Origin of the sequence: Marinobacter sp. BSs20148, assembly GCF_000283275.1 — a bacterium.
Classification (GTDB): domain Bacteria; phylum Pseudomonadota; class Gammaproteobacteria; order Pseudomonadales; family Oleiphilaceae; genus Marinobacter; species Marinobacter psychrophilus.
In genome coordinates this window covers 3061312-3087971 of the sequence record NC_018268.1, presented here as the reverse complement: position 1 = coordinate 3087971, position 26660 = coordinate 3061312, and the positions used below count along the sequence as shown (strand labels likewise).

Sequence of the window (26660 nt, the reverse complement as noted above, 5' to 3'; positions counted from 1 at the left end):
GGCTGACGACGCCCCGCTGCTCTTTACCATCAGAGGGATGCTTCTTCCATGAGCTCGCGCAGCTTAGCGAGTTGAGCCTCGACCACGCGTAGGCGAACCTCGGTCTGAGCAGATGTTTCTTCTGACGAGCCGGAATACAGCCGGTCGCGGTATTTTGCTCGCTTTTTTTTCAGTGCCTGTTCGAGATGCTTCAGTTCTTTGCGCTTGAGGGAATTGCCCTTGTCGTGTCTGCGCAGTGCATCGTCGAACGTTGAGACCAAGTCTTTGAAACCCATTGCCTGAATCCTCCGTGTTCGAAGATTGGTCGGTTGGGGCGCCGTCACGAGCCCATTACGCGTCAGATGATGATGTCTGCCTGGCCTGCATCGCTCACAGACAGTGCTTCTGCGGTCCGGGCGGCTTCCACATCCGTGGCCGTCAGGAGCGCGCGCGTTCCGGTTAGAATAGCATCCACTGTCTCGCTGGCATAAGCAGAATCGTTGAGCAGGGAAGTGGCCATTGCTGAGTCTATCCGCTTCGCGCCGAGGAGTTTCGTAACGCGCGCGACCATGGATTCGCGGTCTACTCGGGCACGAACAGCGATTTCGTCGAGCTCTAGTATGGCCGTGCTTGCGTGGTCAAATTTGCCCGTGTAAAACCGATGGGTTTCCCGCAACACCATCGCGACCCGCAGCCGCAGATCGTTGTACTCCCTGCGGATAGCGGTGTTATCCGCAACCATGTAGATAGTGAGATTCTTGCGCAGGTGTTTAACGTGCTTGATGGCTTCCACCATCTCGCCGGCGGCGTGCTGTAGGCGGTAGAGTGACTCGGTGGAACTGGCTGACGATATTCGCGTCATTCGCCCGGAAATGAAATCAAGGATGGCATTATAGAGACGCTTGACGCGCTGCCGATAGACCAAGTCGATGTCGATGTCGATGCGCTCCCGGCTGTTATTGATCGTTGCTTCCAGGTCGTCGCAGTTGCGGATCTGTTCACGGTGCAGGTGAAGGCCATGGGCGAGGATGACGAAGGCCTGGTCGAACAGGTGCCAGACTTCCCTGCGGACCGCTGCGTTTGCGCTATCGGGGGAGTCCATCGCAGCGGGGTTCAGGTACTTCGGCTTCGCCGCGGCCTCTTCCGCTTTTTCTGGTAACCAGCGCTCCAGTGCGCTCGCCATCCGCGATATCAGTGGCAACATCACGGCGACACCCAGGCAGTTGAACAGGGTGTGGAACACGGCGAGTTTGACCGTATAATCGTCTTCGGCGATCGACATGAGTGCCGACAGAAGGTCAACGGACCAGCGCAGGGGCTCGATCAGTATCAAGGCGATCACCGCCGTTGCCATATTGAATAAGAGGTGGGCGCCGGCCAGTCGCTTGCCGACGATATTCGCGCCAAGACCGCCGGTCAGTGCGGTCACCGTTGTGCCGATATTGGCACCGATAGCCAGGGCGAGCGAGTTCTCGTAGGTTATCTGGCCGGTGGCCAGGCCGGCCAGGGTTAGAGCCAGCGTTGCGTGGCTCGACTGCATGATGACCGTCGCCAGAACTCCGAGCCCCGTATAAATGAGCAGTCCTGTGATGCCCGTCATCGCATATTCACGCAGATCGACCGCCGACTGGTAGCTTACGAACCCCTCCTTCATGAAATCGATGCCGAGAAACAGAAATCCCAGACCGGCCAGAATTGCGCCGATGGCTTTCAGTGCGCGGGGTTGCTGGAAATTCAGCACCACGCCGAAGACGAGCATGGGCAGCGCGAAGGCCGAGAGGCTCATTTTCATGCCGATGGTGGCGAACAGCCACGCGCCGGTTGTGGAGCCCAGGTTGGCTCCGAAAATGATGCCGATGCCGGTGATCAGGGGGAGCAAGCCGGCACTCACGAACGATATCGTGATGACCGATACCAGGGAGCTGGATTGCATAATAGCGGTACTGACGATGCCAAAACCGAGACTCTTCGGAATCGTATCTGTTGTTCGGCGCAGCACATTCTCCAGAAATCCGCCGGTGAATTGGCGGAACCCGTTTTCGAGCGAGAGCATGCCAAACAGGAAGATCGCAACCCCGGCGGCAATGTGTTTGAACTCGGGGCTCGCCCAGAGCGCAAAAGCCAGAAAACTGAGTATTCCGGCGAAGACGAGTTGGCGGTAGTTCATTGGCTTACCTTTCCCGCGGTTGGTGCGGGTTTGATTCCGTGCAGTCAGGGCGCAAAACCATTGGTACGGCAAGAATTCTATGACGTATTTTATTTTGTCACATTTCTGTAATGTAAGTAAGCTCACGGCTTACAAAGCCGGGCAGTCAATCTGGAGAGGCCGCATGCAGCTATTGTCGCCGAGTCGCCGCTTCAGCGACGATGCTTACGATAAGCACGGTATATTGAAGAAGGAAATCTACGAGAAGGAACTGGCGCGATTGGAGGAGGAGCTGGCCAAGCTCCAGCGCACCATTACCGACGAAGGCCTGCGCATCGTGGTCTTATTCGAGGGACGCGACGCCGCTGGCAAAGGCGGAACCATCAAACGCATTACCGAGAAGACGAATCCCCGCGTTGTGCGCACGGTCGCACTTGGCAAACCGTCTGATCGCGAGCGTAGCCAGTGGTACTTTCAGCGATACGTGGCCCACTTGCCGGCGGCCGGGGAGATGGTGCTGTTTGACCGCTCCTGGTACAACCGTGCGGGCGTTGAACGGGTGATGGGGTTCGCTTCGGCCGAGGAGGTCGAGCTGTTCATGCACACCTGCCCCGAATTCGAGCACATGCTTGTCGAGGAAGGCATTATCCTGCTGAAGTACTGGTTCTCGGTCAGCGAGGAAGTTCAGGAGCAGCGCTTTCAGGCGCGTGCCGCCGATCCTACCAAGCGCTGGAAAATCTCCCCGATGGATCTCAAGTCGCGCGAGCTGTGGGCCGAGTACTCAAGGGCCAAGGACGACATGCTGCGTTACACGGACCTGCCATACGCACCGTGGCGGATGGTAGACGCCGACGTTAAGCGCCATGCCCGGTTGAACTGTATCAGCAATCTGCTGGAGCAATTCGATTATAGCCGCGCCCTGCCGCCGGTCCCCGACCTGCCTCCGCGCGAATGGTCGCATGACGACAACCGCACGGCGAAGCCCCACGAGTCTTATATCGATCGTTTGTATTGAGGGCTTTCGACGGCCGTTGGGTTTTGATTTGTCGAAGTCTTTACAGACTCTAATTTGGTGATGACAAGTACATCTAAGTCTTCGTTTAATGCGAAACTAGCCCCCCTAACTTATGAAGCAGGAGCCCGGCAATGGCGGAATTATCACTCAAGGAACAATTGAGCAACGCGGTAAAAGACGCGATGCGGAATAGGGAAAAATTTCGGCTTGGCACCTTGCGGTTGGTTCAGGCCGCGGTCAAGCAGATCGAGATTGATGAACGCCGCGAGGTGAATGACGACGACGTTCTGAAGGTGCTGGACAAAATGCTTAAACAGCGCCGCGATTCCGCCAGTCAATACGACGATGCCGGTCGCAAGGAGTTGGGCGACATCGAGCGGGCAGAAATGCTGGTTATTGAGGAGTTCATGCCCGCCGCCCTGACTGAGGACGACCTGGATGGCCTTATCCGTGCGGCCATTAGCTCAACTGATGCTCAGGGAATGCAGAGCATGGGGCAGGTGATGAACGAGCTGCGCCCTCAGGTACTTGGTCGGGTTGACATGGGTCATCTGGGCAAGAAGGTGCGGGCCGCGCTGGCTTGACACCTTTACGTGGGCTTGTGGAGCTCAGAAGAAATGCAGGTCCGGGTTTTTTGGCTGGCTTCTTTCGATCGTGCCTGTGCCGTAAACTCTGATGATGTTCGAGGAAATGAGTTACACAGCCCTGGCGGGCCAGATTGTCAGCCTTATTGCGCTGGGCTTCTGCATTGTCGGCTTTACCAGCAAGCACGATGACAGGCTGATGGTGCTGTTAATTGCGGCGAATGTGGCCTTTGCGTTGCAGTTTGCGCTGTTTGGTAGCTGGACGGCGGCGACGCTGAGCTTGCTGGTGATCGGCCGCATTATGCTGGCGCGGCGTTATATGGGCAGCTGGCAGGTGATGCTGGCTGTATTGGGGGTGAATCTGGTGGCAGCGTTACTGACCTGGCGCAGTCCGGTAGATTTTTTCGCTATTGCCGCGGCTATTTTTGGCACCTTCGGCATGTTCATGCTCAGGGGCATTCCAATGCGGCTGATGCTGGCCGCCGCCGCGGTTGCCTGGATGCTGAACAATATTGCCATTGGTTCGGTGGGCGGCACGCTGGCGGAAGCCATGGTGTTGATCGTTAACTTCATCACCATATACCGGCTGGCGAAAATGAAACGGCGTTACCCCGAGGCTTTCGCGAAAGTAAAAAAGCCGGGCACGTAGAAAACCTGCAACAACCCGGTTCCGGGACTAAATCTGGGTGTTAAAAAATTCGATGTATGAAGGCCGGTAGGACAGGTATTGTTTATGAGGGCCGCATCATAGTGTAAAAGTTATCGACATGCAGGTTGATCAGTTATTCTATCGCCCCTGTGCCGATTTACCGGAGCGTTTGATTCATGCCCGACATCATCGTGATGTTCTTTTTGCTTGGAGTAATCGCGGGAGCCCTTCGCTCTGACCTGACGATCCCAAAAGCCGTTTACGATATTCTCAGTCTTCTGTTAATGCTGACTATAGGCCTCAAGGGCGGCATGGCTCTGCACGGTAATCTTCATTGGGGTCTGGTTACGCAAGTGCTGGCGATTATGGCGTTGGGCTTTGCCATTCCTTTGGCGCTGTTCCCGATGCTCCGCTACCTTGTGCGCTTGAATGTGGCGGATGCCGCCAGTTTCTGCGCCCATTATGGATCTGTCAGCGCGGGTACTTTCGCAGTGGCGTTGGCTTGGGTTGAGTCCCGGGGGTTGGCGACTAACGGGCAGGTTACCTTGTACTTGGTGCTGTTGGAGTTGCCAGCGATTCTTACCGGCCTGTGGCTGTATCGGCGCTACACCCAGGATGCGGCTCAAACAAGCAGCACAGGCACACCCATGTGGCAGGAAACCCTCACTAACAGAAGCGTGGTTTTGCTGGTGGGTGGCGTGGTTATCGGTATTCTTTACGGGCCTGACAACGGTGATGGTGTTACGGCGCCGCTAACGGGTGCTTTTTCCCTGGTGCTTTCGCTGTTCTTGCTGGAAATGGGTCTGGTTGCGGCGGAAACACTGCGCAAGGTTCAGCTTCGACATTGGCGTTTGATTGCTTTCGCACTGTGCATGCCCCCGATCCTTTCCGTGCCAGGGCTTTTAGTCGGGCTGTGGCTGGGTCTGGAGACCGGAACGGTTGTGATTTTGGGTGCCCTTACCGCCAGCGCTTCTTACATTGCCGCACCGGTAGCGATAAGGCACGCCATTCCAGAAGCGGATATCGGGCTGGCGATGCTGGCTTCTCTTGGTGTGACTTTCCCGTTTAACGTATTGATTGGTATCGGGCTGTACAGCCACTTTCTGGAGTTATTGACGGCGTAGCGTCCGATTCAACGCGATCCAGAATTATAAAACTGTTTTTCTTTTCCAATTTTTTTGTCGATCTAGTATGAACACTCTAATTTTTCTACCGTAACGTAGGTACTGAGTTCGAAGTTCGACGAACTTTAGTCGACAAATTCGCTTGGTGAACCCTTATTTAATCAAAGCGATCATTAGCAATCAGGAGATTTAAAATGGGTAAACTCAAAACATATCAGCAACAGATTCAGGAAATTGTCGAGAAAGGTATCAATGCTGCAGAAACGCAACAGAAAAAGCTGTCTGCCAAGCCTTTCGAGTACGCTGAGAAACTGGAATCTGGCGCTCGCGAATACAGCGTTAAATCATTGCGCGAACACTACTTTGGCTACAGTGAAACGCTGTTTAGCCAGCTTCGCAGTCTGAACTTGCGGATGGGTAGTTTCGCTGCCGACATCCTGACAAAGCTTGAGAAAGAAGCAGCTGACGGCACCGATGCGGTTGCTGAAGTTGTATCTGACGTCGCCGATGATGTGACCAGCTTAGCGCAGTCTGCCAAGCAAAAAGTCAACACCGGAAAGCCGACTGCTACGAAAAGCCCGGCCAAGAAGACAACCACCACTGCTTCTGTCTGATAGAGATAATTGTGTGTCCTTGGGAGGCCTTCGCGCCTCCCTTTTTTTATGGCTCAATGGCAAAAATCCAAAGCGCAGGATGACACCCAGAACCTGGGTGAGCACGAAAAGTTCAGTACCAAATCAGTCAATAAACGTCGGAAGTCTCTCGCAGTGACAGCGAAATCGGCCTACGCTCTGGTTGTTCTGATTTTGGAGTTTATGAGTATGAAACAGCGTCACCTGTTATTACCTATCGGCCTGATACTCACGCTTACTGCCTGCGGGAATACAGCTCAGTTCTCCGTTGCCGAGGGAACCGGCCCTGATCCGGTATTGCCCAGTCCGAGCGAATCCCTGATTCCCACCGTCAATATTGCCAAAGCCACCGGCTGGCCTTCCAGCGGAAAACCCGATGCCGTTGCGGGAACCCGGGTGGTCGCCTTCGCAGACAATCTGGAACATCCCCGCTGGCTCTATGTGCTACCCAATGGTGATGTGCTGGTTGCCGAAACCAATGCCCAGCCGAACCTGGACAGTCATCAAGGTATTCGTGGCTGGATCACGAGAATGATCATGGACGATGCCGGTGCCACTGTTCCCAGCGCCGACAGGATTACTCTGCTGCGGGACAGTGATGGTGACGGCGTAGCCGACAAACGTTCGACGCTACTTAAAGACCTGCACTCTCCTTTTGGTATGGCTCTGATCGGGAACGACTTCTACGTTGCCAACACGAACGCCGTCATGCGTTTTCCCTACAAGACGGGCCAGACACGCATCACCGCCGAAGGCACCAAAGTTACCGATCTGCCAGCCGGCAAGATCAATCATCACTGGACCAAGAGCATGATTGCCAGCCCGGATGGCAGCAAGCTTTACGTCGGTGTGGGATCGAACAGTAATATCGGCGAAAACGGTCTTGAGAATGAAGAAGGTCGCGCATCTATTTGGGAAATCGACCCCGAAATCGGTCAGCACCGCGAATTTGCCACTGGCCTTCGCAATCCGGTGGGTATGGCCTGGCAGCCGGAAAGCGGCGAGCTCTGGGTTGCCGTCAATGAGCGTGACCTGCTTGGCAGTGATCTGGTGCCGGATTACATGACATCGGTGGCGGATGGTGGTTTCTACGGTTGGCCCTTTAGCTATTTTGGCCAGAATGTGGATGAGAGGGTAAAGCCGCAACACCCGGGGAAAGTGGCCCGGGCCATCAAGCCCGATTACGCCCTCGGGCCGCACACCGCTTCACTGGGGCTAACGGCCGCCGAGGGCAACACGTTACCCGAGCAATTCAAAAACGGCATGTTTGTGGGCCAGCATGGCTCCTGGAACCGCAAACCCCGCAGTGGTTATAAAGTCATTTTTGTTCCTTTCAACGGTGGTGAGCCCGATGGTCAGCCGGTCGATATACTCACCGGGTTCATTAATGCCGACGACAAAGCCCAGGGGCGTCCTGTTGGCGTTATTATCGACAAGCAGGGTGGGCTTTTAGTGGCGGATGATGTGGGCAATATCATCTGGCGGGTCAGTCGCGCCGAGCCGGCGGCACAGTGAATGGCGGTTTTCCGCCCAAGGTATGTGCGCTTGGAAACCGGGTCAGGTTGACATGTCCCGGGATTGACCGGAGGATCACGACGTATGATTAAAACCACATATACCCCCGTGAATCAGCACAACAGTGCGTCAGATGAGCTAGCAAAGTCACTCGACGCGGCCATCAAACGCCTTGCCGAAATCAATGCGACTGAGGTCGTGTCGCCCGTTTTAGAGGTCATCGAAGCGGCACGGGCCTTAATGTTTACTGACGAAGGCCTCGAAACTCTCTACCAGCGCGTGCCGGCGATTGAAGCGGCGGGGTGCTTTGGTGGCAGTGATTGGGATTATCCTCAGACGTTGGTGCCCTCGCTGGCCGTGCGCACGATTCGCCATGGCGAACCGGTAGTAACCCTGGTTGAAATTCTTAGCCAGATTCGCCTTTTAGCGGTGGCTAAAGGCCATTACCGTCATCCTTCTATCTCGGCAGAACACGCCCATCACTTTCTCGCCCAGGTACTGGCGATGAATCTGGATCTGGTGGTCAGTGATCTTCAGGAGAGCGACCGGCTGCGGCCAGATGGGCTCGGCTTCGCCGTTCAGGGTCTGTATCACTTTCTGCTCCGGCATTTGGGCTACGAGAATCTTTTGGAACATTTAGTGGCCGAAGTCTGGCGAATTCTGGCGCAACGGCCGGTTCAGGTGGGTGGTGTTAAACAAATGGTGACGCAGATCGCCGTCTGCCTGCAAAAGCCGGATGCGCTCGGTGGCGACGTCGGCGACGACGCGCTGCAACTGATCCATGCCGTGTTCAGCCCTACCGAGGGTTGCCGCGAAGATCCCGGCTTCGATGTTTACGCTGAACGGCTGGCACAGATGGACGATGCCACCTTGCTGCGAGAGGCTATCGCCTTTGCCAAGGCCATGCACAGTACCGGCCTGGTTTCGCCGTATATGCCTGGGTTTATACGTTACCTGCGTAGCCGTTGGAACGACCTGATTCCCACCGCTTTGGGCCTGAGCCACACGGGCGCCGACGCCTTTCACTGCTATCCGGCGTTGATTCACACCCTGATTGACGAGGCCTTGTTTCCCGAGACTAGCCAATGTGCCTACGGACTGGCGATGATGCTCGAACGGGGCATCCTCTACGCGCCTCCGGTGGCGCCGTCTCTGTGGCGACAAATACGACTGTCGCTGTGTGAGGCCGCATCTGAGAAAATTGTGGCGGTCTTTGGGCGCAGCCGTTCGCCGGAATGCTTTCTGCTTGCGGATGTGCTTAATGTGCTCGGGTGCCCTCTAGGGGTGGGGCAGGGGAACTATCCTACTTGTCAGTCGACACGTGCCTTGTCTATGTGGGCTTACAACATGCCGGCGGAACTGCTTCGGATTCTTGCCTGGGCAGCACGCGACGACGAAGTGGTGATGCGCTTTGAGGGCAATAGCATTTCTTCGCGGGATCTGGGCGCCGGGCTGGCCAGCGAGCCTCCGGTGGATGTAGATGCCGTTTCACTGCTGACTGTGCCGCACTTGGACCGCATCTACTTTGAAATGGGTCGTCGCAGCGCCGGGCGCGGAGAAGACCCGCACAAATGGGTTAACTCCGCATTTCACGGTGATCGTGTGGGTCACGGATTTCGCATAGCCGTTGACATATTCACCGGTGGCCTGAAGGACTTTGAAGGGTTTATTCGAGATTTTTATGCTGCCTATCATCCTTTTTACAACGGCAACATTCCGGTTATTAATCCTCAGCCAGCCGGTATCGCAGTGACCGACAGCGCCACACGCTTTCTTGGCTGGCACGCCATCACTATCCAGCGGCTTGCGCTGGATCCAGCTGAGGTTATGCGCGTTTATTTCTTTAATCCTAATAACGACAGCGGGCAAAACTGGGGTCAGGGAATTGTCACCTCGACCCAAGGCCACGGCGAGCTCTACGGTGAAGCCTCGTTGCCGGTGGCCGAGTTTGCCTCGCGGTTGTACGTGTTTCACTATGACCCGCTCGAAAAGGGTGAGCCGGGTGATATTCCAATCGATGACGTAAAACAGGCTATGCACTTGGCCCAAAACAGTTGGGCTTTGGGGCGTTAGGGTCTGTAAATTAGGCTTTACTTCACGTAAGTCGCGGCTAAACTGAGAGATAAGGGAAACAGACCTCACTAAGCAGGCTTTTTCCGTACGCGTATTTTTTCGCTAAAGTAACGCGAGATGTTGAGCCGTCGGTAAATCCGCCGAATGCAGATCTCGCAAACTTTTACCGACCATAACGACAATTATTGAGGTGTGTTTATGAAACGCCATACTTTCTCCGCCGCATTTGCCGGCACCCTGCTGAGTGCTGCCATGTTTGCATCACCTGCGATGGCCCAAGACCAAGAGCAGTTCATCACCATCGGCACCGGCGGCCAGACGGGCGTTTACTACGTGGTTGGTCAGTCGATCTGTCGTCTGGTCAATCGTCTGGAAGACGCCAATATTAAGTGCAATGCGCCATCTACCGGTGGTTCTGTTGCCAACATCAATGGCATCAAGTCCGGCGAGTTGGACATGGGTGTCGCTCAGTCCGATGTTCAGTACCAGGCCTACAACGGCACCAAAAGCTTCGAAGGCGATGCCTATACGGACCTGCGTGCCGTTTTTCGGGTTCATGGCGAGCCTTTGACTTTGCTGGCACGTGCTGATTCCGGCATCACGACCCTGGACGATCTGGAAGGCAAGCGAGTGAACATCGGTAACCCCGGCTCTGGCCAGCGCAATACGATGCAAGTGGTAATGGACGCCAAAGGCTGGACCATGGATACCTTCTCCCTGGCGTCGCAGTTGGATGCCGCTGAGCAAGCCTCAGCGCTCGCCGATAACAATATCGATGCGATGGTTTATGTAGTAGGGCACCCCAACGGCTCCATTCAGGAAGCGACTACGACCGTCGATGCTCGTCTTATCCCGTTGAACGACGAAGAAGTTAAAGGCATCGTCGCCGAGTATCCGTACTACTCCGCATCAGTGATCCCTGGTGGCCTTTACAAAGGCAATGACGAAGACGTCGAAACCTTCGGCGTGGCGGCAACTTTCGTGACCACCGTTAAGGCTGACGACGAAGTTATCTATCAGACGGTCAAGGCCGTCTTTGATAATTTCGATCGCTTCAAGCGTCTGCACCCGGCCTTCGAGAACTTGGTTGCCGAGGAAATGGCGACACAGGGGCTTTCAGCACCGCTGCATGATGGCGCTGCCCGCTATTATCGTGAGCAAGGCTGGATTGAGTGATTTTGTTTTGATGGCTGTTTCTGACGGCTTTTAAAACCGAGTGACCGATGCGCGGATGCTTGTAGGTATCCGCGCATTGCGTTTGTAGTGCCGTTTTCAAGCGCAATAATAATGTTAATGGCAACCTGATTGACGTCGGATAGGGCTGAGTATGGCTGACGAAAATACAAAACCTCGAGACTCGAGTGCCGATTTGGAGGACATGGTCGCCTCCAGTGACTCGGGAGCCCGCAAACCAGCTGGTATGCCCGGTAAGTTGTTGGTGAGCATTGCGGCGGCATGGTCGCTGTTTCAATTGTGGATTGCCTCTCCGGTGCCTTTCATTTTGGGTTTCGGTGTATTTAGTGCCACGGAGTCCCGCTCCATTCACTTGGCATTTGCGCTTTTTCTGGCCTATATGGCCTATCCCGCATTTAAGCGTTCGCCCCGCGACCGAATTCCCATCCAGGATTGGGTGCTTGCTACGTTGGCGGCCTTCTGCGGCGCTTACATGTTTATCTTCTACGAAGGACTGTCTCAGCGCCCTGGTGCGCCGATATTGCAGGACGTGATTGTCGGGGTGGCAGGGGTACTGCTGCTGCTCGAGGCGACCCGCCGAGCGCTGGGCCCGCCGCTGATGATTGTGGCGTCGGTTTTTCTTATTTATAGCCTTGCTGGCCCATGGATGCCCGGTATTCTGTCCCATGGCGGGGTCAGCATTTTTGGGCTTATTAATCACCAGTGGTTGACGACCCAAGGGGTTTTCGGCATCGCGCTGGGGGTCTCTACTAGTTTTGTGTTCCTGTTCGTGTTGTTCGGCGCTTTGCTCGACAAGGCCGGAGCGGGCAACTATTTCATTAAGGTGGCGTTCTCGTTGCTTGGCCATTACAAGGGCGGGCCGGCCAAGGCTGCCGTCGTGGCGTCTGCCATGACCGGGCTGATCTCCGGCTCATCGATTGCCAACGTGGTTACCACGGGCACCTTCACTATTCCGATGATGAAGCGCGTCGGTTTTTCCGCCGAAAAGGCCGGAGCTGTTGAAGTGGCGTCTTCGGTCAATGGTCAGATCATGCCGCCTGTCATGGGCGCAGCCGCGTTCCTGATGGTTGAGTATGTGGGCATTTCCTATGTTGATGTCATCAAGCATGCCTTCTTGCCTGCATTGATTTCTTATATTGCACTGGTCTATATCGTTCACCTGGAGGCCTTGAAAGCGAACATGGAGGGCCTTGCAAGCAGCAATCCGCCTAAGCCCCTGGTGCGCAAGGTGATGGGTTTTCTCGGTGGGCTTCTGTTGATGATGGTGACGGCTATGGTCGTCTATTACGGCCTTGGCTGGCTCAAACCGGTTCTTGGCGATGCCACTCCCTGGGTGGTCTCGGTTGGGCTGGCGGCGATTTATGTCGCTCTGCTTAAACTGGCAGCCGGTTACCCTGAACTCGAGTTGGATGACCCCAACCAGCCAATCTATTCGCTGCCGCAAACCAGGCCCACCGTGTTGGTTGGTTTGCAGTACATCTTACCGGTAGTTGTGCTGGTCTGGTGTTTGATGGTGGAACGCCTGTCGCCGGGTTTGTCGGCTTTCTGGGCTACGGTGTTCATGGTCTTTATCATTTTGACCCAGCGTCCTATTACCTCCATTTTCCGCGGTCGCAGCAAAATGGGCGCTGACTTGCGCGAAGGCGCCCTGGATTTGTGGGTTGGATTGGTTACAGGTGCCCGCAACATGATTGGCATCGGTATTGCCACGGCCACGGCGGGTATCATCGTTGGGGCTGTGTCGCAGACCGGAGTGGGGTTGGTGCTGGCGGAAGTAGTGGAAATTCTCGCGATGGGGAACCTGCTGCTAATCTTGCTGCTTACGGCGGTGCTTAGTCTGATTCTTGGCATGGGTTTGCCTACTACGGCCAACTACATTGTGGTCTCGGCGCTGCTGGCGCCGGTTATTGTTCAGTTGGGCGCAGAGAACGGGCTGCTGGTGCCGTTGATTGCGGTGCATCTGTTCGTGTTTTACTTTGGCATCATGGCTGACGTTACGCCGCCGGTGGGGCTGGCGTCCTTCGCGGCGGCGGCGGTTTCCGGCGGCGATCCTATCCGGACCGGTTTTCAGGCATTTTACTACAGTCTTCGCACGGCGGCGCTTCCGTTCCTGTTCATCTTTAATACGGACCTGTTGCTGATCGATGTAACTTTCTTGCAGGGGATTTTGATTTTTGTGGTGTCGACAATCGCCATGCTGATCTTCGCGGCGGCGACTCAGGGTTACATGATCACCCGCAGCCGCTGGTACGAATCCGCCGTGTTGTTGCTGATTGCGTTCACGCTGTTCCGGCCCGGGTTCTGGATGGACATGATTCACGATCCCTATGAGTCCATGCCACCTGCACAATTCGTGGAGGCCATGGGCAGTGCCGATGAAGACTCTGCCTTGCGCATACAGATTGCAGGTCTTGATGCGTTCGGCGATCCCATGACCACCTACATGACCGTGCCGGTGCCAGACGGCGATAGTGGGCAGGAGCGGCTCGATAATCTGGGCCTGGAGCTGTTGATCGAAGGCGACAAGGCAATTGTCGATATGGTGGCCTATGGCAGCCAGGCGTCTGATCTTGGCTTCGACTTTGACCAGGAAATTATCGAGGTACTGGCGCCTGTTGACCGCTGGACTAAGGAACTGATGTGGATTCCCGCCTTCCTTGTATTTGGGCTGGTCGTCATGTTGCAGCGCCGGCGTCGTGATAATACGGCGGCTACCGCCACTGCTTGAAGGAGATTGCCATGTACAGCAAAATCATGTTGCCAGTGGATCTTAATGAAGAGGAATCCTGGTCGAAAGCGCTTCCAACGGCTTTGACGCTATGCAGAAGTTTCAACGCCTCGCTACATTTGGTCACGGTTCTGCCGGACTACAACATGCCCATAGTGGGGTCTTACTTTCCCAAGGACTTCGCTTCGAAAGCACATGAAGCGATAGCCGAGGCTCAACGCGCGTTTATTAAGGCGAACGTGCCCGCGGATGTAAGAGCGCAAAGTGTCATCGTTGATGGCTCACCCTGGGAGGCGATCATCAAGGTGGCCAAGAAACTCGAGATCGATTTGATCGTTATGGCATCCCATAACAAGCGCAAATTTGCCGATTATGTGCTGGGTCCCAATGCCGAGCATGTGGTGCATCATGCCAAGATGTCGGTAATGATCGTGCGCTAAGCCTAAGCCTAAGCTCAGGCTTAGGCGTTTACGGCATGTGACGACCGTTTTCCTGCACCCCTTTCGCACGAACAGCGGGTCTTTCCAGACCGGAGTAAAACCGCTCGATGAAAAGCCACGAGTTGCAGCTACTTTATGTGTTCGATGCGATCATGACCGAGCGTTCGGTCACTCGCGCGGCTGAAAGCCTGGCAATGACGCAACCAGCGGTATCCAACGCGATTTCGCGAATGCGGCAGGTTTGGAAAGACCCGCTGTTCGTGCGAAAGGGGCGCAAAATTGAACCGACATCCTATGCGTTCAGCCTTTGGGACCGTATTCGGGGCCCAATCTATGACCTGTCAACCGCCGTCAGATCCACTAAATTCGACCCCGCGCAGGCGAGCCGGACTTTCCGGATTGCGGTTACGGATCTCACCGTAGAGATGATCTGGCGCCAACTGGCTCAAAAACTTGAGCGAGTGGCTCCAGGCATCGACCTTCACGCTGTACCCTTCACACCGGAAGGGACCTACAATGATTTACGCGAAGCCAGCGTGGATCTCGCGATTGGGCCGATCAGCCATCATGACAACAGCCTTAGAAGTATCTTTTTGTTTCAGGGGGGTTATCAGGTTGCCATGCGGGCCGATCATCCACTCGCAAATAAATTGCTATCTATGGAAGACTTCATTGATGCGCGGCACTTATTGGTGACTATGTCCGGCGAAGCTCACGGGATTGTCGACAGCTATCTAGACCTGGAAGGGCTGAACCGGCGCATTGCGGTGACGGTGAATGAGTTTGTGGGAGTGCCCAAGTTGTTGCGTCACACCGACCTTATTTGTGCAGTCCCGGAGGTTATTCTTCAAAGTAGCGACTTCACAGAGAATCTATGGGTCACGTGCTTGCCGTTTGACTTGGATCCCAGCAGCCTCTATTTGTTTTGGCATACCAGGCACGACCGCGATCCCGGCGTTGTCTGGTTGCGGGAGTTGATCGAGAGCTCGCTGAAAGAACGTTACTCAAGCATCATGGACACGACAGGCTAAGCCGGCATTTATGATGATATTGCAAGTGCAGAATTAAGCCCCGCAGGTCGGAAAAATATGGTTTACCGCTGAGCAGCGGGTAAAAAATACATTCCGACCTTCGAGTGCTTGAACACAGTGGCTATGCTGTTCAGGTTTTGGGGTGTGAGTTAGCTGGATGTGTGGTCAGCGGCAATAATCTAGCCGCGAATTACGTCGTTATCGCTGTATGGAGCGGGTGCCGCTGGCTGTTCGATCTTCTGCTCATCGGATTTTCGATCTGCCAGGCTGGCAATAATCTCGCCGCGAATTACGTCGTGACCGCTGTATGGAGCGGGTGCCGCTGGCTGTTCGATCTTCTGCTCATCGGACTTTCGGTCTGCCAGGCTGGCAATAATCTCGCCGCGAATTACGTCCCGACCGCTGTATGGAGCGGGAGCCGCTGGCTGCACGATCTTCTGCTCATCTGACTTTCGGTCTGCCAGGCTGGCAGAAGCCGGAAGGGCGAAAGCGGCCAAGACGGCTACGAGTGCGGTTGTGGTTGCGGTAATGTTTCGCATGGTTGGTTTCCTTAGGATCTTTGATTAGTTTGTCAGGGACTGGAAATCACGTGGGTGCTTTCTAATCCGATGAAGGCATTATCAGGATGAAGAGCAAGGCCGAATAATTGTGGCTTGGTATTTCTGGTATCACTGTGAGTGATGAATTAACCGATATATTGGTAAGGACCGCAGTATGCGTGTGCTCATTGCCCCTGACTCGTTCAAAGAGTGTCTGACGGCGAAAGCCGTTGCTGACGCGATCGCCGTAGGTTGGTTGCGTGGTGCTCCGGCTGACCAGGTGATTAAAATCCCCCTGGCAGATGGCGGCGAAGGCACAACGGCCACTCTTGTGGGGGCTATGCACGGCAAACTGCACCAGACGCGGGTAAGCGGCCCTTCCGGCGACCCTATCAATGCCAGTTACGGGCTGATCGATAATGGCAAAACCGCCATTGTTGAAGTTGCTGAGGCAAGCGGCCTGCACTGTGTGGCCGAGCCTGACCGTAATGCGATGACAGCGTCCAGTTATGGCACCGGCCAGCTCATCATGGCTGCGTTGAAACACCGGCCGAGGACCCTTATCGTTTGTTTGGGTGGCAGTGCCACCACCGATGGTGGCGCGGGTTTGCTGCAAGCTATGGGCGCACAATTACTGGATAGTAAAGGCCGATCCATACCTCCCGGTGGTGACGGTTTAAAATACATCAGCCACTTTGACATTGCCGACGCGAAAGCAAACCTGGCAGGTATAGATGTTGTGGTCGCATGCGATGTGACGAATCCCTTACTCGGCAACTTGGGTGCCGCAGCCGTGTTTGGGCCACAAAAAGGCGCTTCGCCAGACGACGTCAAAGTGCTCGACGCCAACCTCAGTCACTTCGCCCAGTGTGTGAAGCTAAATGGTTACGACATAAGCAGCTTTACAGGAAGTGGCGCAGCAGGCGGCATCGGGGGAACGGTCGCCGGGATTCTCGGTGGGCTTTTAAAACCCGGTATCGAATTGGTGATGGCCGCCGTGGGTATGGACGCACAGATGAAGGCAGCCGACTTGGTGATTACGGCTGAAGGGGCGATTGACGGCCAAAGTGCTTCTGGTAAAACGCCGACAGGCGTTGCCAAACTGGCACAGCGCTATCAGGTACCTGTTATTGGCCTCGCTGGCATGTTGGGGGGCGAAAATATGACGGCCATTCATGAGGCGGGCATTACGTCGGTTTTTTCGATTGCCCCGGGGCCGATCAGTAAAAGTGACGCTATCGCACATGCAGCGCAGTATCTTGAAAGCACCAGCGAGCAACTGGCTCGGCTTGTTTCAAGGCTGAAATAAAAAACCGAAACATGCGCAGATTGCGGTAATACTTGTCATGTAGTGGCTCAATGAGTCGTATCCCCATCCCCATCCCCATCCCGATCCCCATCCCCATCCCCATCCCCATCCCCATCCTCTGACAGGGAGTTGTTGCGACTGCGCCGATGTGGACTGCTTGAGAGCAATAATGCGTTTTTCGGGGTCGCGGGACGCGATAGCAGGAAGCCTTATAACGAACGATTACCGTTATTCTGATTTTCTTGTCGTTCACAAAACCCCGCGGAGGATTTTCCTTTCACTCAGGCGGGCCTCAAAATAATTCTGTTCATATTCTGTGGGTTAAGGGTAACAAAGTCATAATTCAAAAGACTGGACCGGCATCTTGATCTTATTTTTGGGCGGTTTCGACTGAATTTTCATTGGTTTTTTTCGTAATTTCCTATCAAAGATATGTATAAAAGTTAAATAGCCTCTTTAATCATGCTTTTTAGTGATTTTCACTCACAAATCTAAGGTAAGCTGCAATTGATTAGTTCAAGTCTATGTAAGTTTCGTAACTTATGACGTAACAAAAAAGAACCAGAGAAACAAACTATGATGCGTAAATTAGCAACGTCACTCGTACTTTCCTGCATTGCGTTCACCTCCGTGAATGCTACAGCCGATCAGCTTGACACCGTGATTCAGCGAGGCACGTTGAACTGTGGTGTGGTCCTCGATTTTCCACCAATGGGCTATTTTGACGCAAACAATCAGCCCGCAGGCTTTGACGTAGGTTATTGTAACGATCTGGCTGCCGCCCTCGGCGTGGAGTCAAACATACTCAATCTTACCTGGGGTGATCGAATTCCATCCTTGATCTCCGGAAAAACCGATGTGGTTATCGGCTCTACTTCCGACACTCTGGAACGTGCAAAATCCGTTGGATTCACCTACCCGTACTTTGTTTTCAAGTTCCAGGTAATTGCCTCGAAAGACAAGAATATCCAGTCGTTTGACGATCTTGAGAATCTGAAGGTTGGTGCTGCACTGGGCACTACTTACGAAACTGAATACCTTGCCTATGCTGAGAAAAAAGGCTGGGGAACAGACAATTACACAGCGTTCAAGTCTGAAAACGATGCCTATTTGGGCTTGTACCAAGGCAAAGTGGATGCGGTTATTTCAACCAACACCAACATTGCCACCAAGCTGCAAAGTGCAGAGTTTAAAGATTTTGCTGCAGGGCCTTTCGTACCCAACTATGACGACGTCGTAGGTCTTATTGCAAAAAGAAGCGAAGGCGCCTGGATTAGCTACCTGAACCTGTTCCTGGTGCATCAAATTCGCGATGGCAACATGAATACGCACTACAACACGTACTTCGGTTCAGATGCGCCCGCTGATTTGATTCAGTCCTTGAGGGATAACAAGTAATAACAATATCGGTGGCCGCCAGTCAGGCGGCTGCCAATATTACTTGTTGACAGGCCAAGCGCATATTTTTATGCATAACGGCTTCGAGTTCTGACGGGTGTTTTGATAAAGCACTCATCAGGTCCCTTCTTAACCACAGAAAGTGGCCAAGGTATGGATTATGAATTTCACTGGAACGTCGTGTTCCAGAATATGCCTGAGTTGCTGAATGGGGCCTTTGTAACCCTGCACGTATCTGTGCTCGCAATGCTTCTGGGCATTGTGATAGCGATATTGTTGGCGATTGCAAAGATGAACAACAGCAAACCCTATTGTTATATTGCGACCACGTGGGTCGAGATAGCCCGAAACACTCCCGCACTTTTCCAAATCTATATGGCTTATTTTGGGCTGGGAGCTTTAGGTATTCATTTAAGCCCTTATGTTGCTGTGTTGAGCGCACTGATTTTTATCAATGCAGGTTATTTGACCGAGACTTTCCGCGGAGGATTTCAGTCTATACCCAGCACACAGTACAGCGCTTCTAAATCTTTAGGCATGACCAGTATTCAAGTGTATCGATACATCATCCTGCCGCAAATGCTCCGACGAATCTATCACCCGATGACTAACCAGTTCGTCTGGTCTATCTTAATGAGTTCCTTGGGTATTTTGGTGGGAATGGGCGAGCTTTCAGGGACAACCCAAAGGCTCCAGTCGTTGTCATTCCGGACGCTTGAGTTCTTTATGGTGGCAGCAGTTATGTACTTCATCATCACTAAGCTGGTGCTGTTCAGTTCGTCGCTTCTTTCCCGCAAACTGTTCAAAGGAGAAATCTGATGAATTCTTTGTTTACGCCTGTGTCTTGGAGCGATACCGGTTTTATTCTTACCGGCGTCATGAATACGGTGACCATATCGATAGTAGCGATAGTGCTGGGAACCCTGCTGGGTTTGGTCGTCGGTTTTTTCCGCGCTGAAAGCAGCAAGGTGGTCAACATACTGCTTGGTGGTGTGCTGGATATACTCAGAAGTGTGCCGCTGATCATTCAGCTGATTCTTTTTTCGACCTTTGTTGGCGTAATGGGATATCCACTCGATCCGTTTGTGGCTGGTTCCATTATTCTTTCGCTTTACACCATGGCGTTCATGAGCGAAGTTTTCCGTAGTGGCTTCGAAAGCGTGCATCAATCCATGCGGACTTCAGCCCGCTCATTGGGTATGTCATACGCGCAAACCATTTTCTATATTCGTTTACCCATCGGTTTGCGCGCTGTCTTTCCCTCTTGGTTGGGTGTTGCCTTAAGTGTCATCAAAGACTCGGCTCTGGTCTCTGTTATTGGTTATATGGAGTTGCTGCGTACGTCTGACCAGCTCATCTCCCGTAGCCAGCAGCCACTAGAGATTTTGATTGGTGTTGGTATCTTTTACTTTATTATTTCATACCCCTTATCGTCATATGGTCGGTATGTTGAAAGGAAAATGGCAATATGATTAGTATCCAGAATGTCCATAAATCCTTTGGCGATCTAGAGGTTCTGAAAGGCGTTAGCCTAGATGTTCAAAAAGGCGAAGTGCTCAGCATTATCGGCGGTTCCGGAAGCGGTAAGTCGACTCTGCTGTATTGCATCAATGCCATTGAGGGCATTCACAAAGGTAAAATCTTTGTCGATGACGTTGATGTTCATAGCAAAGAGACCAATAAAGATAAGCTGCGCCAGAAACTGGGCATGGTATTTCAGCAATGGAATTCCTTTCCGCACATGACCGTGCTGGAAAATGCCGCTCTGGCGCCCAGAATCGTCAAAAAAATGAGCAAGGCAGAAGCGATTGAAGTCGCTAAAAAAGAGCTAGTGCACGTTGGCCTGGGTGACAAGTTTGACGTTTACCCTACCAAAATGTCTGGTGGCCAACAGCAGCGGCTTGCGATTGCCCGCGCCCTTGCCATGAAACCTGATTATATGCTTTTTGATGAGGTTACATCCGCTCTTGATCCGGAATTGGTGGGTGAGGTTCTGGATACACTGCGCCTGTTGGCGGATGAGGGAATGACTATGATCTGTGTGACACATGAAATGGGTTTCGCGCGTGATGTGTCTGATCGCGTGGCTTACTTTCACGAAGGTGTTATTGCCGAGCTTGGTGAAGCTAAACAGGTTATTACCGATCCGCAAAACCCGCTAACTCAGAAGTTTCTGTCAAAAGTACGCTGATAAGACATTGCTGATATGCATTTGTAAGGGGTCGAGTGAAAACTCGACCCCTTTTTTAATGTTCTTGTTACCGCATTGCATCAAGCACTTTTCGATAGGGCGGGCTGTAATGACGTGAGGCGGTTCAGCACAAATGCAGGGTGTTGATTCTCCCGACTAACGGGATGGTGGTGCGTTTAGGGGGTCTTGTCTGGCTTCGGCTTATGAGGTGGCGTAACGCTTTCAGGGCTGTCCTCATAACCGCTCTTGAGAGTGTGGGTTTGCGAGTCATAGTTGTCCCGAAGTTCGTCTTTTACCGTGCCGCTCCAGAGTGGTGTTCCAATAAAGTAACCGGCACGCCCGATAACATGGGCGGCGATTGGCGAGGTAATCAGGATGAACACGACGATGGCGAGAGCCCTTGCTAATACGACGCCGTCGGCAAAGAAAAACGCCACTCCAGCCATTGTAAACATGGCCCCCATGGCGCCCGCTTTAGTGGATGCATGCATACGTGTGGGCAAGTCCGGAAGGCGAACGATGCCAACGGCAGCCAGCAACATGAAGCTGGCGCCCGCCAGTAGCATTATGGATACGATGATATCTGTCATTCTTGCGTCCCCCGTTCCAGAAACCGCGCAAAGCCGATGGCTGCAAGAAACGCGGTCAGGGCGATAACAATCGCGACGTCCAGCAGGCTTGAAATGCCGGTGTCAATCGCATGAACCCCGACAAAGCCGACCACGATCGATGCAATCAGTTCCAAAGCCACCACTCTGTCTGGAAGAGACGGGCCTCGCGTCAGGCGAATGAACGCAAGCAAGAGCGCCAAGGAAAGCAGAAAATAAACAATATTGATGACAAACGGGATCACGTTTTGGCTCCTCAGCGCAAGATCTTCAGGATTTTGTGCTCAAGTTCCCTGAGGTCTTGCCGCAACTGTGTTTCATCCTGCAGAAACATGGCGTGTATAAAAAGCACCTTTCTGTCGTCGGATACGTCCAGGCTCAGAGTGCCTGGCGTCAGTGAAATTACACTGCTCAGGAACATAATCTCGACATCCGTTCGGGCCTCGAGGCGAAACGCAATAACGCCGGGCTTCATATACCAGACCGGTGTGGCAACGTCGTAGGCGACGCGGTAATTCGCTTTTACCAGTTCCTTTGTAAAGAACACCAAAAACGCGACGACCCTCGGAATGCGCCTGGAATAGCCTTTAAGTACCGGCACCTGTCTTTGCAAGACCATGAGCGCCAGATAGCCGAAGAAGAAGCCTGCCACGAAATTCATGCCGCTGAAGTCGCCGCTCAGTGCTGCCCATGCCAGCGCCAACATTATGTTCCAGAAAAAACCGATCATTGCTGTGCCCCCAGAACCGCTTCGATATAAAGCTGTGGATTCAACAGCTGATGCGCGGCCATTTCTGCCAGCTCATAGATCGGCTGACCGTTAAGGCCAATAAACACGGTGCACGCGGCAAGGCCGATGACTGGCACGAAGTAGGCCCAGTTGTGTTTTTCTTTCACCTCGCCCCGCAAACGGCGCAAATCGGTCACGTGTTCCGGTGTTTTCTTCCAGAACACTTCCGCCCAGATTTTGATCATGGAATAGAGCGTCAGCAAACCGACCAGCAAGGCAATACCGGTGACAACATAGGCCTCTGCTTCGAGGCCAGCGCGGATAACCACGAATTTTGCAAAGAAACCGGACAGCGGCGGAATGCCCGCAAGTGATAGGGCGGGGATAAGGAAAAGCAGCGCCAAAAGAGGACGTTCTTTGTAAATACCTCCGAGGTCTTTCAGGTCGTAACTGCCAAGCAAACGGTAGGTGATACCGCTGATAAGGAACAGATTCGTCTTAACAATGATGTGGTGCATGATGTAAAACACCCCGCCAATAATGGCCAACGGCGTGAATAGCGCCAAGCCCAGAAGCATGTAGCCAATCTGGCTGACAATATGGAACGATAGGATTCTGCGGAACTCGAATTGCGCGGCAGCCCCAAGTACGCCGGTCAGCATAGTCAGTGCGGCAGCCCACAAAAGAATTGTATGGGTGTAGTCAACGTCTTGGGTAAAAATGAGCGTAAAAACTCGGTAAAGGGCGTAGACACCTACCTTGGTTAGCAGGCCGGCGAACAGCGCAGAAACAGCCACTTGGGGGGTGTGATAAGAAGCCGGTAGCCAGAAAAATAGCGGAAAGGCCGCCGCCTTTATACCGAAAGACACCATGAACATCATCGATATGACGGTGATCATACCGGGGTCTTCAATGGTGGCCACTTTTTGTGCAATGTCGGCCATATTGAGTGTGCCGACCGTGCCGTAAAGCAAACCCACCGCAGACAGGAAAATGGCCGAGGAGAACAAGTTCAGGGTGACGTATTTTATCGCGCCCTCCATTTGTGCCCGTTCACCACCCAAGGTTAGTAGGGCGAAGGAGGCGAGCAGCATCACCTCGAACCAAACAAAAAGGTTAAAAATATCGCCGGTTAGAAAAGAGCCGGCAACCCCTGCCAGCAGCAGATGCATCAGTGGGTAGTAGCCAAACTTTTCGTGACCTTTGGGCGTGGAGGCCAGCGAATAGATGGCGATGGACAGCCCTATGATGCCGGTCAGCACGATCATGATGGCACTGAGCATATCAGAGACAAACACAATGCTGAACGGCGCTGGCCAGCTTCCCATTTCCATAACCAGAAATCCCTGGTCTATGGTGGAGCGCAGCAACCATACGCTGGCTGCAAGAAGCAAAGCGGTCGCCAGCACGGCAACAATGCGCTGATAGCGAACCGACCGCCAGAGTGCTATCGACACTGCTCCGGCAGTCAGCGGTATCAGAATCGGTAGGGCAAGTTCCAGGTTCAAGTGTCCGTATCCTTCATCTGGTCGAGGTCATCGGTTCCCACGACTTCATAGGCGCGGCGTATCAGAACCACTGCAAATGCCAGAACACCAAAGGCAATAACAATCGCTGTGAGGATCAACGCTTGGGGTAGCGGGTCGGCTATGGCACCCAGTGGTGCACTGGTCCCTTCCGGAATCAGCGGCGGCGCTCCGCGGGTCATGCCTGAGACCACAAAAATAAGGAGGTTGGCAGCGTTGCTTAACAAGATCAGACCGATAACCAGTTTGACGATGGAGCGACGCAGCATCATGTAAATCGCTGCAGCGAACAGGATGCCGACGACATAAGCCATCAAGCTTTCCATACTGGCTCTCCTTGTGTGTTTAACGGGGGCGAGTGGTTATGGTAATCCTGAATCATTCCTCCGACTCCATCAGGCTAATTACAAACGTCATGATGGTTCCGAGCACGGCTGCGTAAACGCCGATATCGAAGATCAATACGGTCGACAGCTTGAGATAGGTATCGCCAGGCAAAGGCAGTTCCCACCAATGGGCCGTTAACATGGGTTGACCGGCCAAAAATGCGGGAATCGTTGATGCAAGGGCGAAGAGTAGGCCCGCTGACAGCAAATCCCGGGGGTCGACCCGAAGAATACGCCGCGTGGCTGTCGAACCGAATGCGAAGGCATAAAGCACGAACGCGCTTGCGGCGACAAGCCCGCCAATAAAGCCGCCGCCGGGTTCGTCATGGCCGCGGAGCAGCAGAAACAACGAGAACATTAATTGCAACGGCATAATGAAGAGTGCCGCCGTGTGCAGAATCAGCGTATTGGTTTTCATGGTTTGTGCTGATCCTCCGCCTTCAATTTAATCATTGAGAGCACACCCAATGCCGCAAGAGACAGAACAAAGATTTCGCCCAGAGTGTCTAGCGCCCGGAAGTCCACCAGAATGACGTTGACGATGTTGCGCCCGTAGGCAAGCGTTGCGCTGTTCTCAATGTAATAGCTTGAGATGCTTTCGAAGTACTGCACGTCCAGCGCCGCAAGAATAACCAGGGTCATAACCATGCCAGCGAAAATCGCAACGGCAAGATCGCGGTAACGCTCAAACGGGGACGACAGGTTGCCAAATTCAGGCAGTTTGAAAAGCACCAGCACCAGTAGAATCACTGTCAACGTCTCTACCAGCAGCTGGGTGATACCCAGATCCGGTGCGCTGAACAGAATGAACGTGAGTGCAACACCAAAGCCAAGCACGCCCATGGATGCAACAGAACCCAGGCGTGAATGGGTCGTGCTGGAGAAAGTCGCGGCCGCTACCAACAACAGAGCAATCCCCCACTCATAAAAATGACTGTCGGCAAGGTTCAGTGTCAGATTGATTCCGTGCTGAGTCAGCAGCGTATAACCGGTTAAACCGAAGGTCACGGCAACCAGAATCAGCAGATACAGCCCAAGCACACCGTTCTGGAGTACCCGGGTTTGCCAGGCGGCGATGATGGTGATGCCTTCCATAAATTTGAAATACCCGGCCTCTGGGCCAAATCGTGCGGCTGACGTATTGATCGCATGAAGACGGGACTGAAGCCGATTCCAGCTGGCCAGCAGGCCCCACCCTAGAAGCAGACTAATGACCGACAGCATCAGCGGCTTGTTGACGCCATGCCAGAGCGCCAGATTGGTTTCAACGGCGGCTCCATTAACGCTTGCGACCGCTGCCTGCAGTAATGCAGCTTCGGGAAGGAAAGGTACCAGACCAAACGTTAGGGCAGTCACTGATAGCACCGCCGGGCCAATCAGCATGCCAAAGGGCGCTTCATGGGGTTTTTTTGGTGTGTTGCCGCTTTGTCCAAAGAACGGTTTGACCGCAACCAATCCGGCCACGCCTACAAGCAGCATCGCCGCCAAGACCGTTGCGATGGTTAGCCCGGCTGACCAGATTGGCGATTCAAGAAGAGACTCAAACAGCAATTCCTTGGCGATAAAGCCGAACAGCGGCGGCAATCCTGCCTGGGAAAGAGCGGCGAGGCAGGCAATTACCGCCGTAACCGGCATGGCCTTTCGCAGTCCACCCATAACGGTGATGTCCTTGGTGCCGGTCTGGTGATCCAGTGCCCCGGCGATCATGAACAGGGCGCCCTTGTACAGGGAGTGCGCTACTAAAAAACAGATAAAAGCGGTCAGGGCCAGTTCCGTGCCCACGCCGATTAGCATGGTCAGGGTGCCCAGAGCCATTATGGTGGAATAGGCCAATACCTTCTTAATACCGGTGTTACTGAAAGCCAGATAGGCTCCGGTCAGCATAGTTGCGGCGCCGAAAAGCATGAGCGTCTGGCTCCAGAGTTCACCTTCTCCAAGAGAGGGGTTCAGTCGGGCCATCAGGTAGATACCGGCCTTAACCATGGTAGCGGAATGTAGAAACGCGGAAACCGGCGTGGGTGCGGCCATGGCGTTGGGAAGCCAGAAATGAAAGGGCACTTGGGCTGATTTGGTAAACGTGCCTGCCAGGATGCAAATAACCGCTGCGGTGTAAAACGCGTGCTCGTGCAGCGCCATGTTTGACGACAAGATTTCAGACAACGAATAGCTGCCGCTCATGATGGCTAGCAGAATCAGGCCCGCCATCAGTGCCAGGCCACCGGCAACCGTTACGAAAAGACCTTGTAAGGCAGACTTTCGGGTTTCAATGTCTTCGTGATTAAAACCAATCAACAGGTAGGACGTAATGCTGGTCAATTCCCAGAATACGAAGAGCGTTACAAGATTGTCTGAAAGCACCAGACCGAACATCGACGCCATAAAAGACAGCATCAACACAAAGAACCGGGCCAGATATTTGTGTCCGGCGAGGTAAGAGCCAGAATAAATAAGGATAAACGTGCCGATGCTGCTGATCAGCAATGCAAAAACTAGGGAGAGCCCATCTACCAGGAAATTCAGCGTGATATCCAGGCCGGGCAGCCAGGCATATTCGATAAGCAGTGAACCATCGGCTTGGACGGCTGGGATCAGGCTGGCGAAGTAGACCGTAAGGCTAGCGGGCAGCAGGGCGAGCGCCCAACCAATGTATTTCCCGGTCATCCGGTGTAGCGCCGGAACGGCTATTGCGAGTAAAAACCCTGATAATACAGCCAGTAGCATAGGTTGATCGCGCTCCAGTCAGGTCCTTTAAAATAATTAGGTTACTGCCGGTGAGGAACCAACCTAAAATGTTAACTATCGCTTCTTTCTCAACAACTTGGGAGACTATCCGACAACTTGATTAAAGGCAAGAAAGCGCGTG

26 protein-coding genes are annotated in these 26660 nt (G+C 53.6%); 16 read left to right on the top strand and 10 right to left on the bottom strand.

Annotation, left to right across the window (positions count from 1 at the left end):
- Nucleotides 1–29: 29 nt before the first annotated feature.
- Complete coding sequence (locus tag MRBBS_RS14040; protein ID WP_014872210.1) at nt 30–275, bottom strand: hypothetical protein; 246 nt, start codon at nt 273–275, stop codon at nt 30–32.
- Between the two features lie 62 nt (nt 276–337).
- Entirely contained in the window at nt 338–2146 is a 1809-nt protein-coding gene (locus MRBBS_RS14035; RefSeq protein ID WP_014872209.1) for a Na/Pi cotransporter family protein, read from the bottom strand.
- 163 nt (nt 2147–2309) lie between these two features.
- Here MRBBS_RS14035 and ppk2 point away from each other — a divergent pair, with 163 nt between their 5' ends.
- From ppk2 to MRBBS_RS13980, 11 genes are all read left to right on the top strand, one after another.
- On the top strand, nt 2310–3140 hold the full coding sequence (gene ppk2, locus MRBBS_RS14030) for a polyphosphate kinase 2 (RefSeq protein WP_041635304.1): 831 nt from the start codon (nt 2310–2312) through the stop codon (nt 3138–3140).
- 131 nt (nt 3141–3271) lie between these two features.
- Nucleotides 3272–3724, top strand: coding sequence for a GatB/YqeY domain-containing protein (locus MRBBS_RS14025; RefSeq protein ID WP_014872208.1), 453 nt, complete (start codon nt 3272–3274; stop codon nt 3722–3724).
- 94 nt (nt 3725–3818) lie between these two features.
- Nucleotides 3819–4373 (top strand): YgjV family protein, encoded by a 555-nt coding sequence (locus MRBBS_RS14020; protein ID WP_041635646.1) that lies wholly within the window; start codon nt 3819–3821, stop codon nt 4371–4373.
- Nucleotides 4374–4549: 176 nt separating this feature from the next.
- Nucleotides 4550–5497 (top strand): sodium-dependent bicarbonate transport family permease, encoded by a 948-nt coding sequence (locus MRBBS_RS14015; protein ID WP_014872206.1) that lies wholly within the window; start codon nt 4550–4552, stop codon nt 5495–5497.
- A 194-nt stretch (nt 5498–5691) separates the two neighbouring features.
- On the top strand, nt 5692–6111 hold the full coding sequence (locus MRBBS_RS14010) for a hypothetical protein (protein ID WP_014872205.1): 420 nt from the start codon (nt 5692–5694) through the stop codon (nt 6109–6111).
- Nucleotides 6112–6318: 207 nt separating this feature from the next.
- Nucleotides 6319–7644: a PQQ-dependent sugar dehydrogenase gene (locus MRBBS_RS14005; RefSeq protein WP_041635645.1), complete on the top strand. Its 1326-nt coding sequence runs from the start codon at nt 6319–6321 to the stop codon at nt 7642–7644.
- Between the two features lie 84 nt (nt 7645–7728).
- On the top strand, nt 7729–9717 hold the full coding sequence (locus MRBBS_RS14000) for a hypothetical protein (RefSeq protein ID WP_014872204.1): 1989 nt from the start codon (nt 7729–7731) through the stop codon (nt 9715–9717).
- Nucleotides 9718–9915: 198 nt separating this feature from the next.
- Entirely contained in the window at nt 9916–10893 is a 978-nt protein-coding gene (locus MRBBS_RS13995; RefSeq protein WP_014872203.1) for a TAXI family TRAP transporter solute-binding subunit, read from the top strand.
- 151 nt (nt 10894–11044) lie between these two features.
- The gene (locus MRBBS_RS13990) at nt 11045–13639 is read left to right on the top strand and encodes a TRAP transporter permease (RefSeq protein WP_014872202.1); all 2595 of its coding nucleotides are present in this window, start codon (nt 11045–11047) and stop codon (nt 13637–13639) included.
- A gap of 11 nt (nt 13640–13650) precedes the next feature.
- A complete protein-coding gene (locus MRBBS_RS13985) occupies nt 13651–14079 on the top strand; it encodes a universal stress protein (RefSeq protein WP_014872201.1) in 429 nt (142 codons plus the stop codon).
- Between the two features lie 107 nt (nt 14080–14186).
- Nucleotides 14187–15110, top strand: coding sequence for a LysR family transcriptional regulator (locus tag MRBBS_RS13980; RefSeq protein WP_014872200.1), 924 nt, complete (start codon nt 14187–14189; stop codon nt 15108–15110).
- A gap of 179 nt (nt 15111–15289) precedes the next feature.
- On the opposite strand, the gene MRBBS_RS13975 is transcribed toward MRBBS_RS13980, so the two are convergent.
- On the bottom strand, nt 15290–15649 hold the full coding sequence (locus tag MRBBS_RS13975) for a hypothetical protein (RefSeq protein ID WP_014872199.1): 360 nt from the start codon (nt 15647–15649) through the stop codon (nt 15290–15292).
- A gap of 175 nt (nt 15650–15824) precedes the next feature.
- Between MRBBS_RS13975 and MRBBS_RS13970 the strand changes: the two genes are divergently transcribed.
- The 5 genes from MRBBS_RS13970 (at nt 15825) to MRBBS_RS13950 (ending at nt 20547) form a co-directional block, all read left to right on the top strand.
- On the top strand, nt 15825–16958 hold the full coding sequence (locus MRBBS_RS13970) for a glycerate kinase (RefSeq protein WP_014872198.1): 1134 nt from the start codon (nt 15825–15827) through the stop codon (nt 16956–16958).
- Nucleotides 16959–17534: 576 nt separating this feature from the next.
- Nucleotides 17535–18356, top strand: coding sequence for a transporter substrate-binding domain-containing protein (locus MRBBS_RS13965; RefSeq protein ID WP_014872197.1), 822 nt, complete (start codon nt 17535–17537; stop codon nt 18354–18356).
- Between the two features lie 153 nt (nt 18357–18509).
- On the top strand, nt 18510–19175 hold the full coding sequence (locus MRBBS_RS13960; RefSeq protein ID WP_014872196.1) for an amino acid ABC transporter permease: 666 nt from the start codon (nt 18510–18512) through the stop codon (nt 19173–19175).
- Nucleotides 19175–19828, top strand: coding sequence for an amino acid ABC transporter permease (locus MRBBS_RS13955; protein WP_014872195.1), 654 nt, complete (start codon nt 19175–19177; stop codon nt 19826–19828). The genes MRBBS_RS13960 and MRBBS_RS13955 overlap by 1 nt, the downstream gene beginning before the upstream one ends.
- On the top strand, nt 19825–20547 hold the full coding sequence (locus MRBBS_RS13950) for an amino acid ABC transporter ATP-binding protein (protein ID WP_014872194.1): 723 nt from the start codon (nt 19825–19827) through the stop codon (nt 20545–20547). Before MRBBS_RS13955 ends, MRBBS_RS13950 begins: the two co-directional genes overlap by 4 nt.
- Nucleotides 20548–20723: 176 nt before the next feature.
- Here MRBBS_RS13950 and mnhG read toward each other — a convergent pair whose 3' ends face one another.
- Genes mnhG through MRBBS_RS13915 form a run of 7 tightly spaced genes read right to left on the bottom strand, consistent with a single transcriptional unit; the run spans nt 20724 to nt 26518 of the window.
- Nucleotides 20724–21137, bottom strand: a complete 414-nt coding sequence (gene mnhG / locus MRBBS_RS13945) for a monovalent cation/H(+) antiporter subunit G (protein WP_014872193.1) — start codon at nt 21135–21137, stop codon at nt 20724–20726.
- Nucleotides 21134–21400, bottom strand: coding sequence for a monovalent cation/H+ antiporter complex subunit F (locus MRBBS_RS13940; protein ID WP_007350768.1), 267 nt, complete (start codon nt 21398–21400; stop codon nt 21134–21136). The genes mnhG and MRBBS_RS13940 overlap by 4 nt, the downstream gene beginning before the upstream one ends.
- Before the next feature lie 11 nt (nt 21401–21411).
- Complete coding sequence (locus tag MRBBS_RS13935; RefSeq protein WP_041635303.1) at nt 21412–21885, bottom strand: Na+/H+ antiporter subunit E; 474 nt, start codon at nt 21883–21885, stop codon at nt 21412–21414.
- Entirely contained in the window at nt 21882–23393 is a 1512-nt protein-coding gene (locus MRBBS_RS13930) for a Na+/H+ antiporter subunit D (RefSeq protein WP_014872191.1), read from the bottom strand. The genes MRBBS_RS13935 and MRBBS_RS13930 overlap by 4 nt, the downstream gene beginning before the upstream one ends.
- A complete protein-coding gene (locus MRBBS_RS13925) occupies nt 23390–23737 on the bottom strand; it encodes a Na+/H+ antiporter subunit C (RefSeq protein ID WP_014872190.1) in 348 nt (115 codons plus the stop codon). Before MRBBS_RS13925 ends, MRBBS_RS13930 begins: the two co-directional genes overlap by 4 nt.
- A gap of 52 nt (nt 23738–23789) precedes the next feature.
- Nucleotides 23790–24215: a Na+/H+ antiporter subunit B gene (locus tag MRBBS_RS13920; RefSeq protein ID WP_014872189.1), complete on the bottom strand. Its 426-nt coding sequence runs from the start codon at nt 24213–24215 to the stop codon at nt 23790–23792.
- On the bottom strand, nt 24212–26518 hold the full coding sequence (locus tag MRBBS_RS13915) for a putative monovalent cation/H+ antiporter subunit A (RefSeq protein WP_014872188.1): 2307 nt from the start codon (nt 26516–26518) through the stop codon (nt 24212–24214). The genes MRBBS_RS13920 and MRBBS_RS13915 overlap by 4 nt, the downstream gene beginning before the upstream one ends.
- Between the last annotated feature and the right edge of the window lie 142 nt (nt 26519–26660).

Coding starts and splice junctions, on each gene's coding strand:
- mnhG (WP_014872193.1), bottom strand. CDS start 21,137: ATGACAGATATCATCGTATCCATAATGCTACTGGCGGGCGCCAGCTTC.
- MRBBS_RS13965 (WP_014872197.1), top strand. CDS start 17,535: ATGATGCGTAAATTAGCAACGTCACTCGTACTTTCCTGCATTGCGTTC.
- MRBBS_RS13990 (WP_014872202.1), top strand. CDS start 11,045: ATGGCTGACGAAAATACAAAACCTCGAGACTCGAGTGCCGATTTGGAG.
- MRBBS_RS14020 (WP_041635646.1), top strand. CDS start 3,819: ATGTTCGAGGAAATGAGTTACACAGCCCTGGCGGGCCAGATTGTCAGC.
- MRBBS_RS13950 (WP_014872194.1), top strand. CDS start 19,825: ATGATTAGTATCCAGAATGTCCATAAATCCTTTGGCGATCTAGAGGTT.
- MRBBS_RS14000 (WP_014872204.1), top strand. CDS start 7,729: ATGATTAAAACCACATATACCCCCGTGAATCAGCACAACAGTGCGTCA.
- MRBBS_RS13915 (WP_014872188.1), bottom strand. CDS start 26,518: ATGCTACTGGCTGTATTATCAGGGTTTTTACTCGCAATAGCCGTTCCG.
- MRBBS_RS13960 (WP_014872196.1), top strand. CDS start 18,510: ATGGATTATGAATTTCACTGGAACGTCGTGTTCCAGAATATGCCTGAG.
- MRBBS_RS13955 (WP_014872195.1), top strand. CDS start 19,175: ATGAATTCTTTGTTTACGCCTGTGTCTTGGAGCGATACCGGTTTTATT.
- MRBBS_RS13995 (WP_014872203.1), top strand. CDS start 9,916: ATGAAACGCCATACTTTCTCCGCCGCATTTGCCGGCACCCTGCTGAGT.
- MRBBS_RS14005 (WP_041635645.1), top strand. CDS start 6,319: ATGAAACAGCGTCACCTGTTATTACCTATCGGCCTGATACTCACGCTT.
- MRBBS_RS14015 (WP_014872206.1), top strand. CDS start 4,550: ATGCCCGACATCATCGTGATGTTCTTTTTGCTTGGAGTAATCGCGGGA.
- ppk2 (WP_041635304.1), top strand. CDS start 2,310: ATGCAGCTATTGTCGCCGAGTCGCCGCTTCAGCGACGATGCTTACGAT.
- MRBBS_RS14040 (WP_014872210.1), bottom strand. CDS start 275: ATGGGTTTCAAAGACTTGGTCTCAACGTTCGACGATGCACTGCGCAGA.
- MRBBS_RS14010 (WP_014872205.1), top strand. CDS start 5,692: ATGGGTAAACTCAAAACATATCAGCAACAGATTCAGGAAATTGTCGAG.
- MRBBS_RS13975 (WP_014872199.1), bottom strand. CDS start 15,649: ATGCGAAACATTACCGCAACCACAACCGCACTCGTAGCCGTCTTGGCC.
- MRBBS_RS13985 (WP_014872201.1), top strand. CDS start 13,651: ATGTACAGCAAAATCATGTTGCCAGTGGATCTTAATGAAGAGGAATCC.
- MRBBS_RS13970 (WP_014872198.1), top strand. CDS start 15,825: ATGCGTGTGCTCATTGCCCCTGACTCGTTCAAAGAGTGTCTGACGGCG.
- MRBBS_RS13980 (WP_014872200.1), top strand. CDS start 14,187: ATGAAAAGCCACGAGTTGCAGCTACTTTATGTGTTCGATGCGATCATG.
- MRBBS_RS13920 (WP_014872189.1), bottom strand. CDS start 24,215: ATGAAAACCAATACGCTGATTCTGCACACGGCGGCACTCTTCATTATG.
- MRBBS_RS14035 (WP_014872209.1), bottom strand. CDS start 2,146: ATGAACTACCGCCAACTCGTCTTCGCCGGAATACTCAGTTTTCTGGCT.
- MRBBS_RS13925 (WP_014872190.1), bottom strand. CDS start 23,737: ATGGAAAGCTTGATGGCTTATGTCGTCGGCATCCTGTTCGCTGCAGCG.
- MRBBS_RS13935 (WP_041635303.1), bottom strand. CDS start 21,885: ATGATCGGTTTTTTCTGGAACATAATGTTGGCGCTGGCATGGGCAGCA.
- MRBBS_RS14025 (WP_014872208.1), top strand. CDS start 3,272: ATGGCGGAATTATCACTCAAGGAACAATTGAGCAACGCGGTAAAAGAC.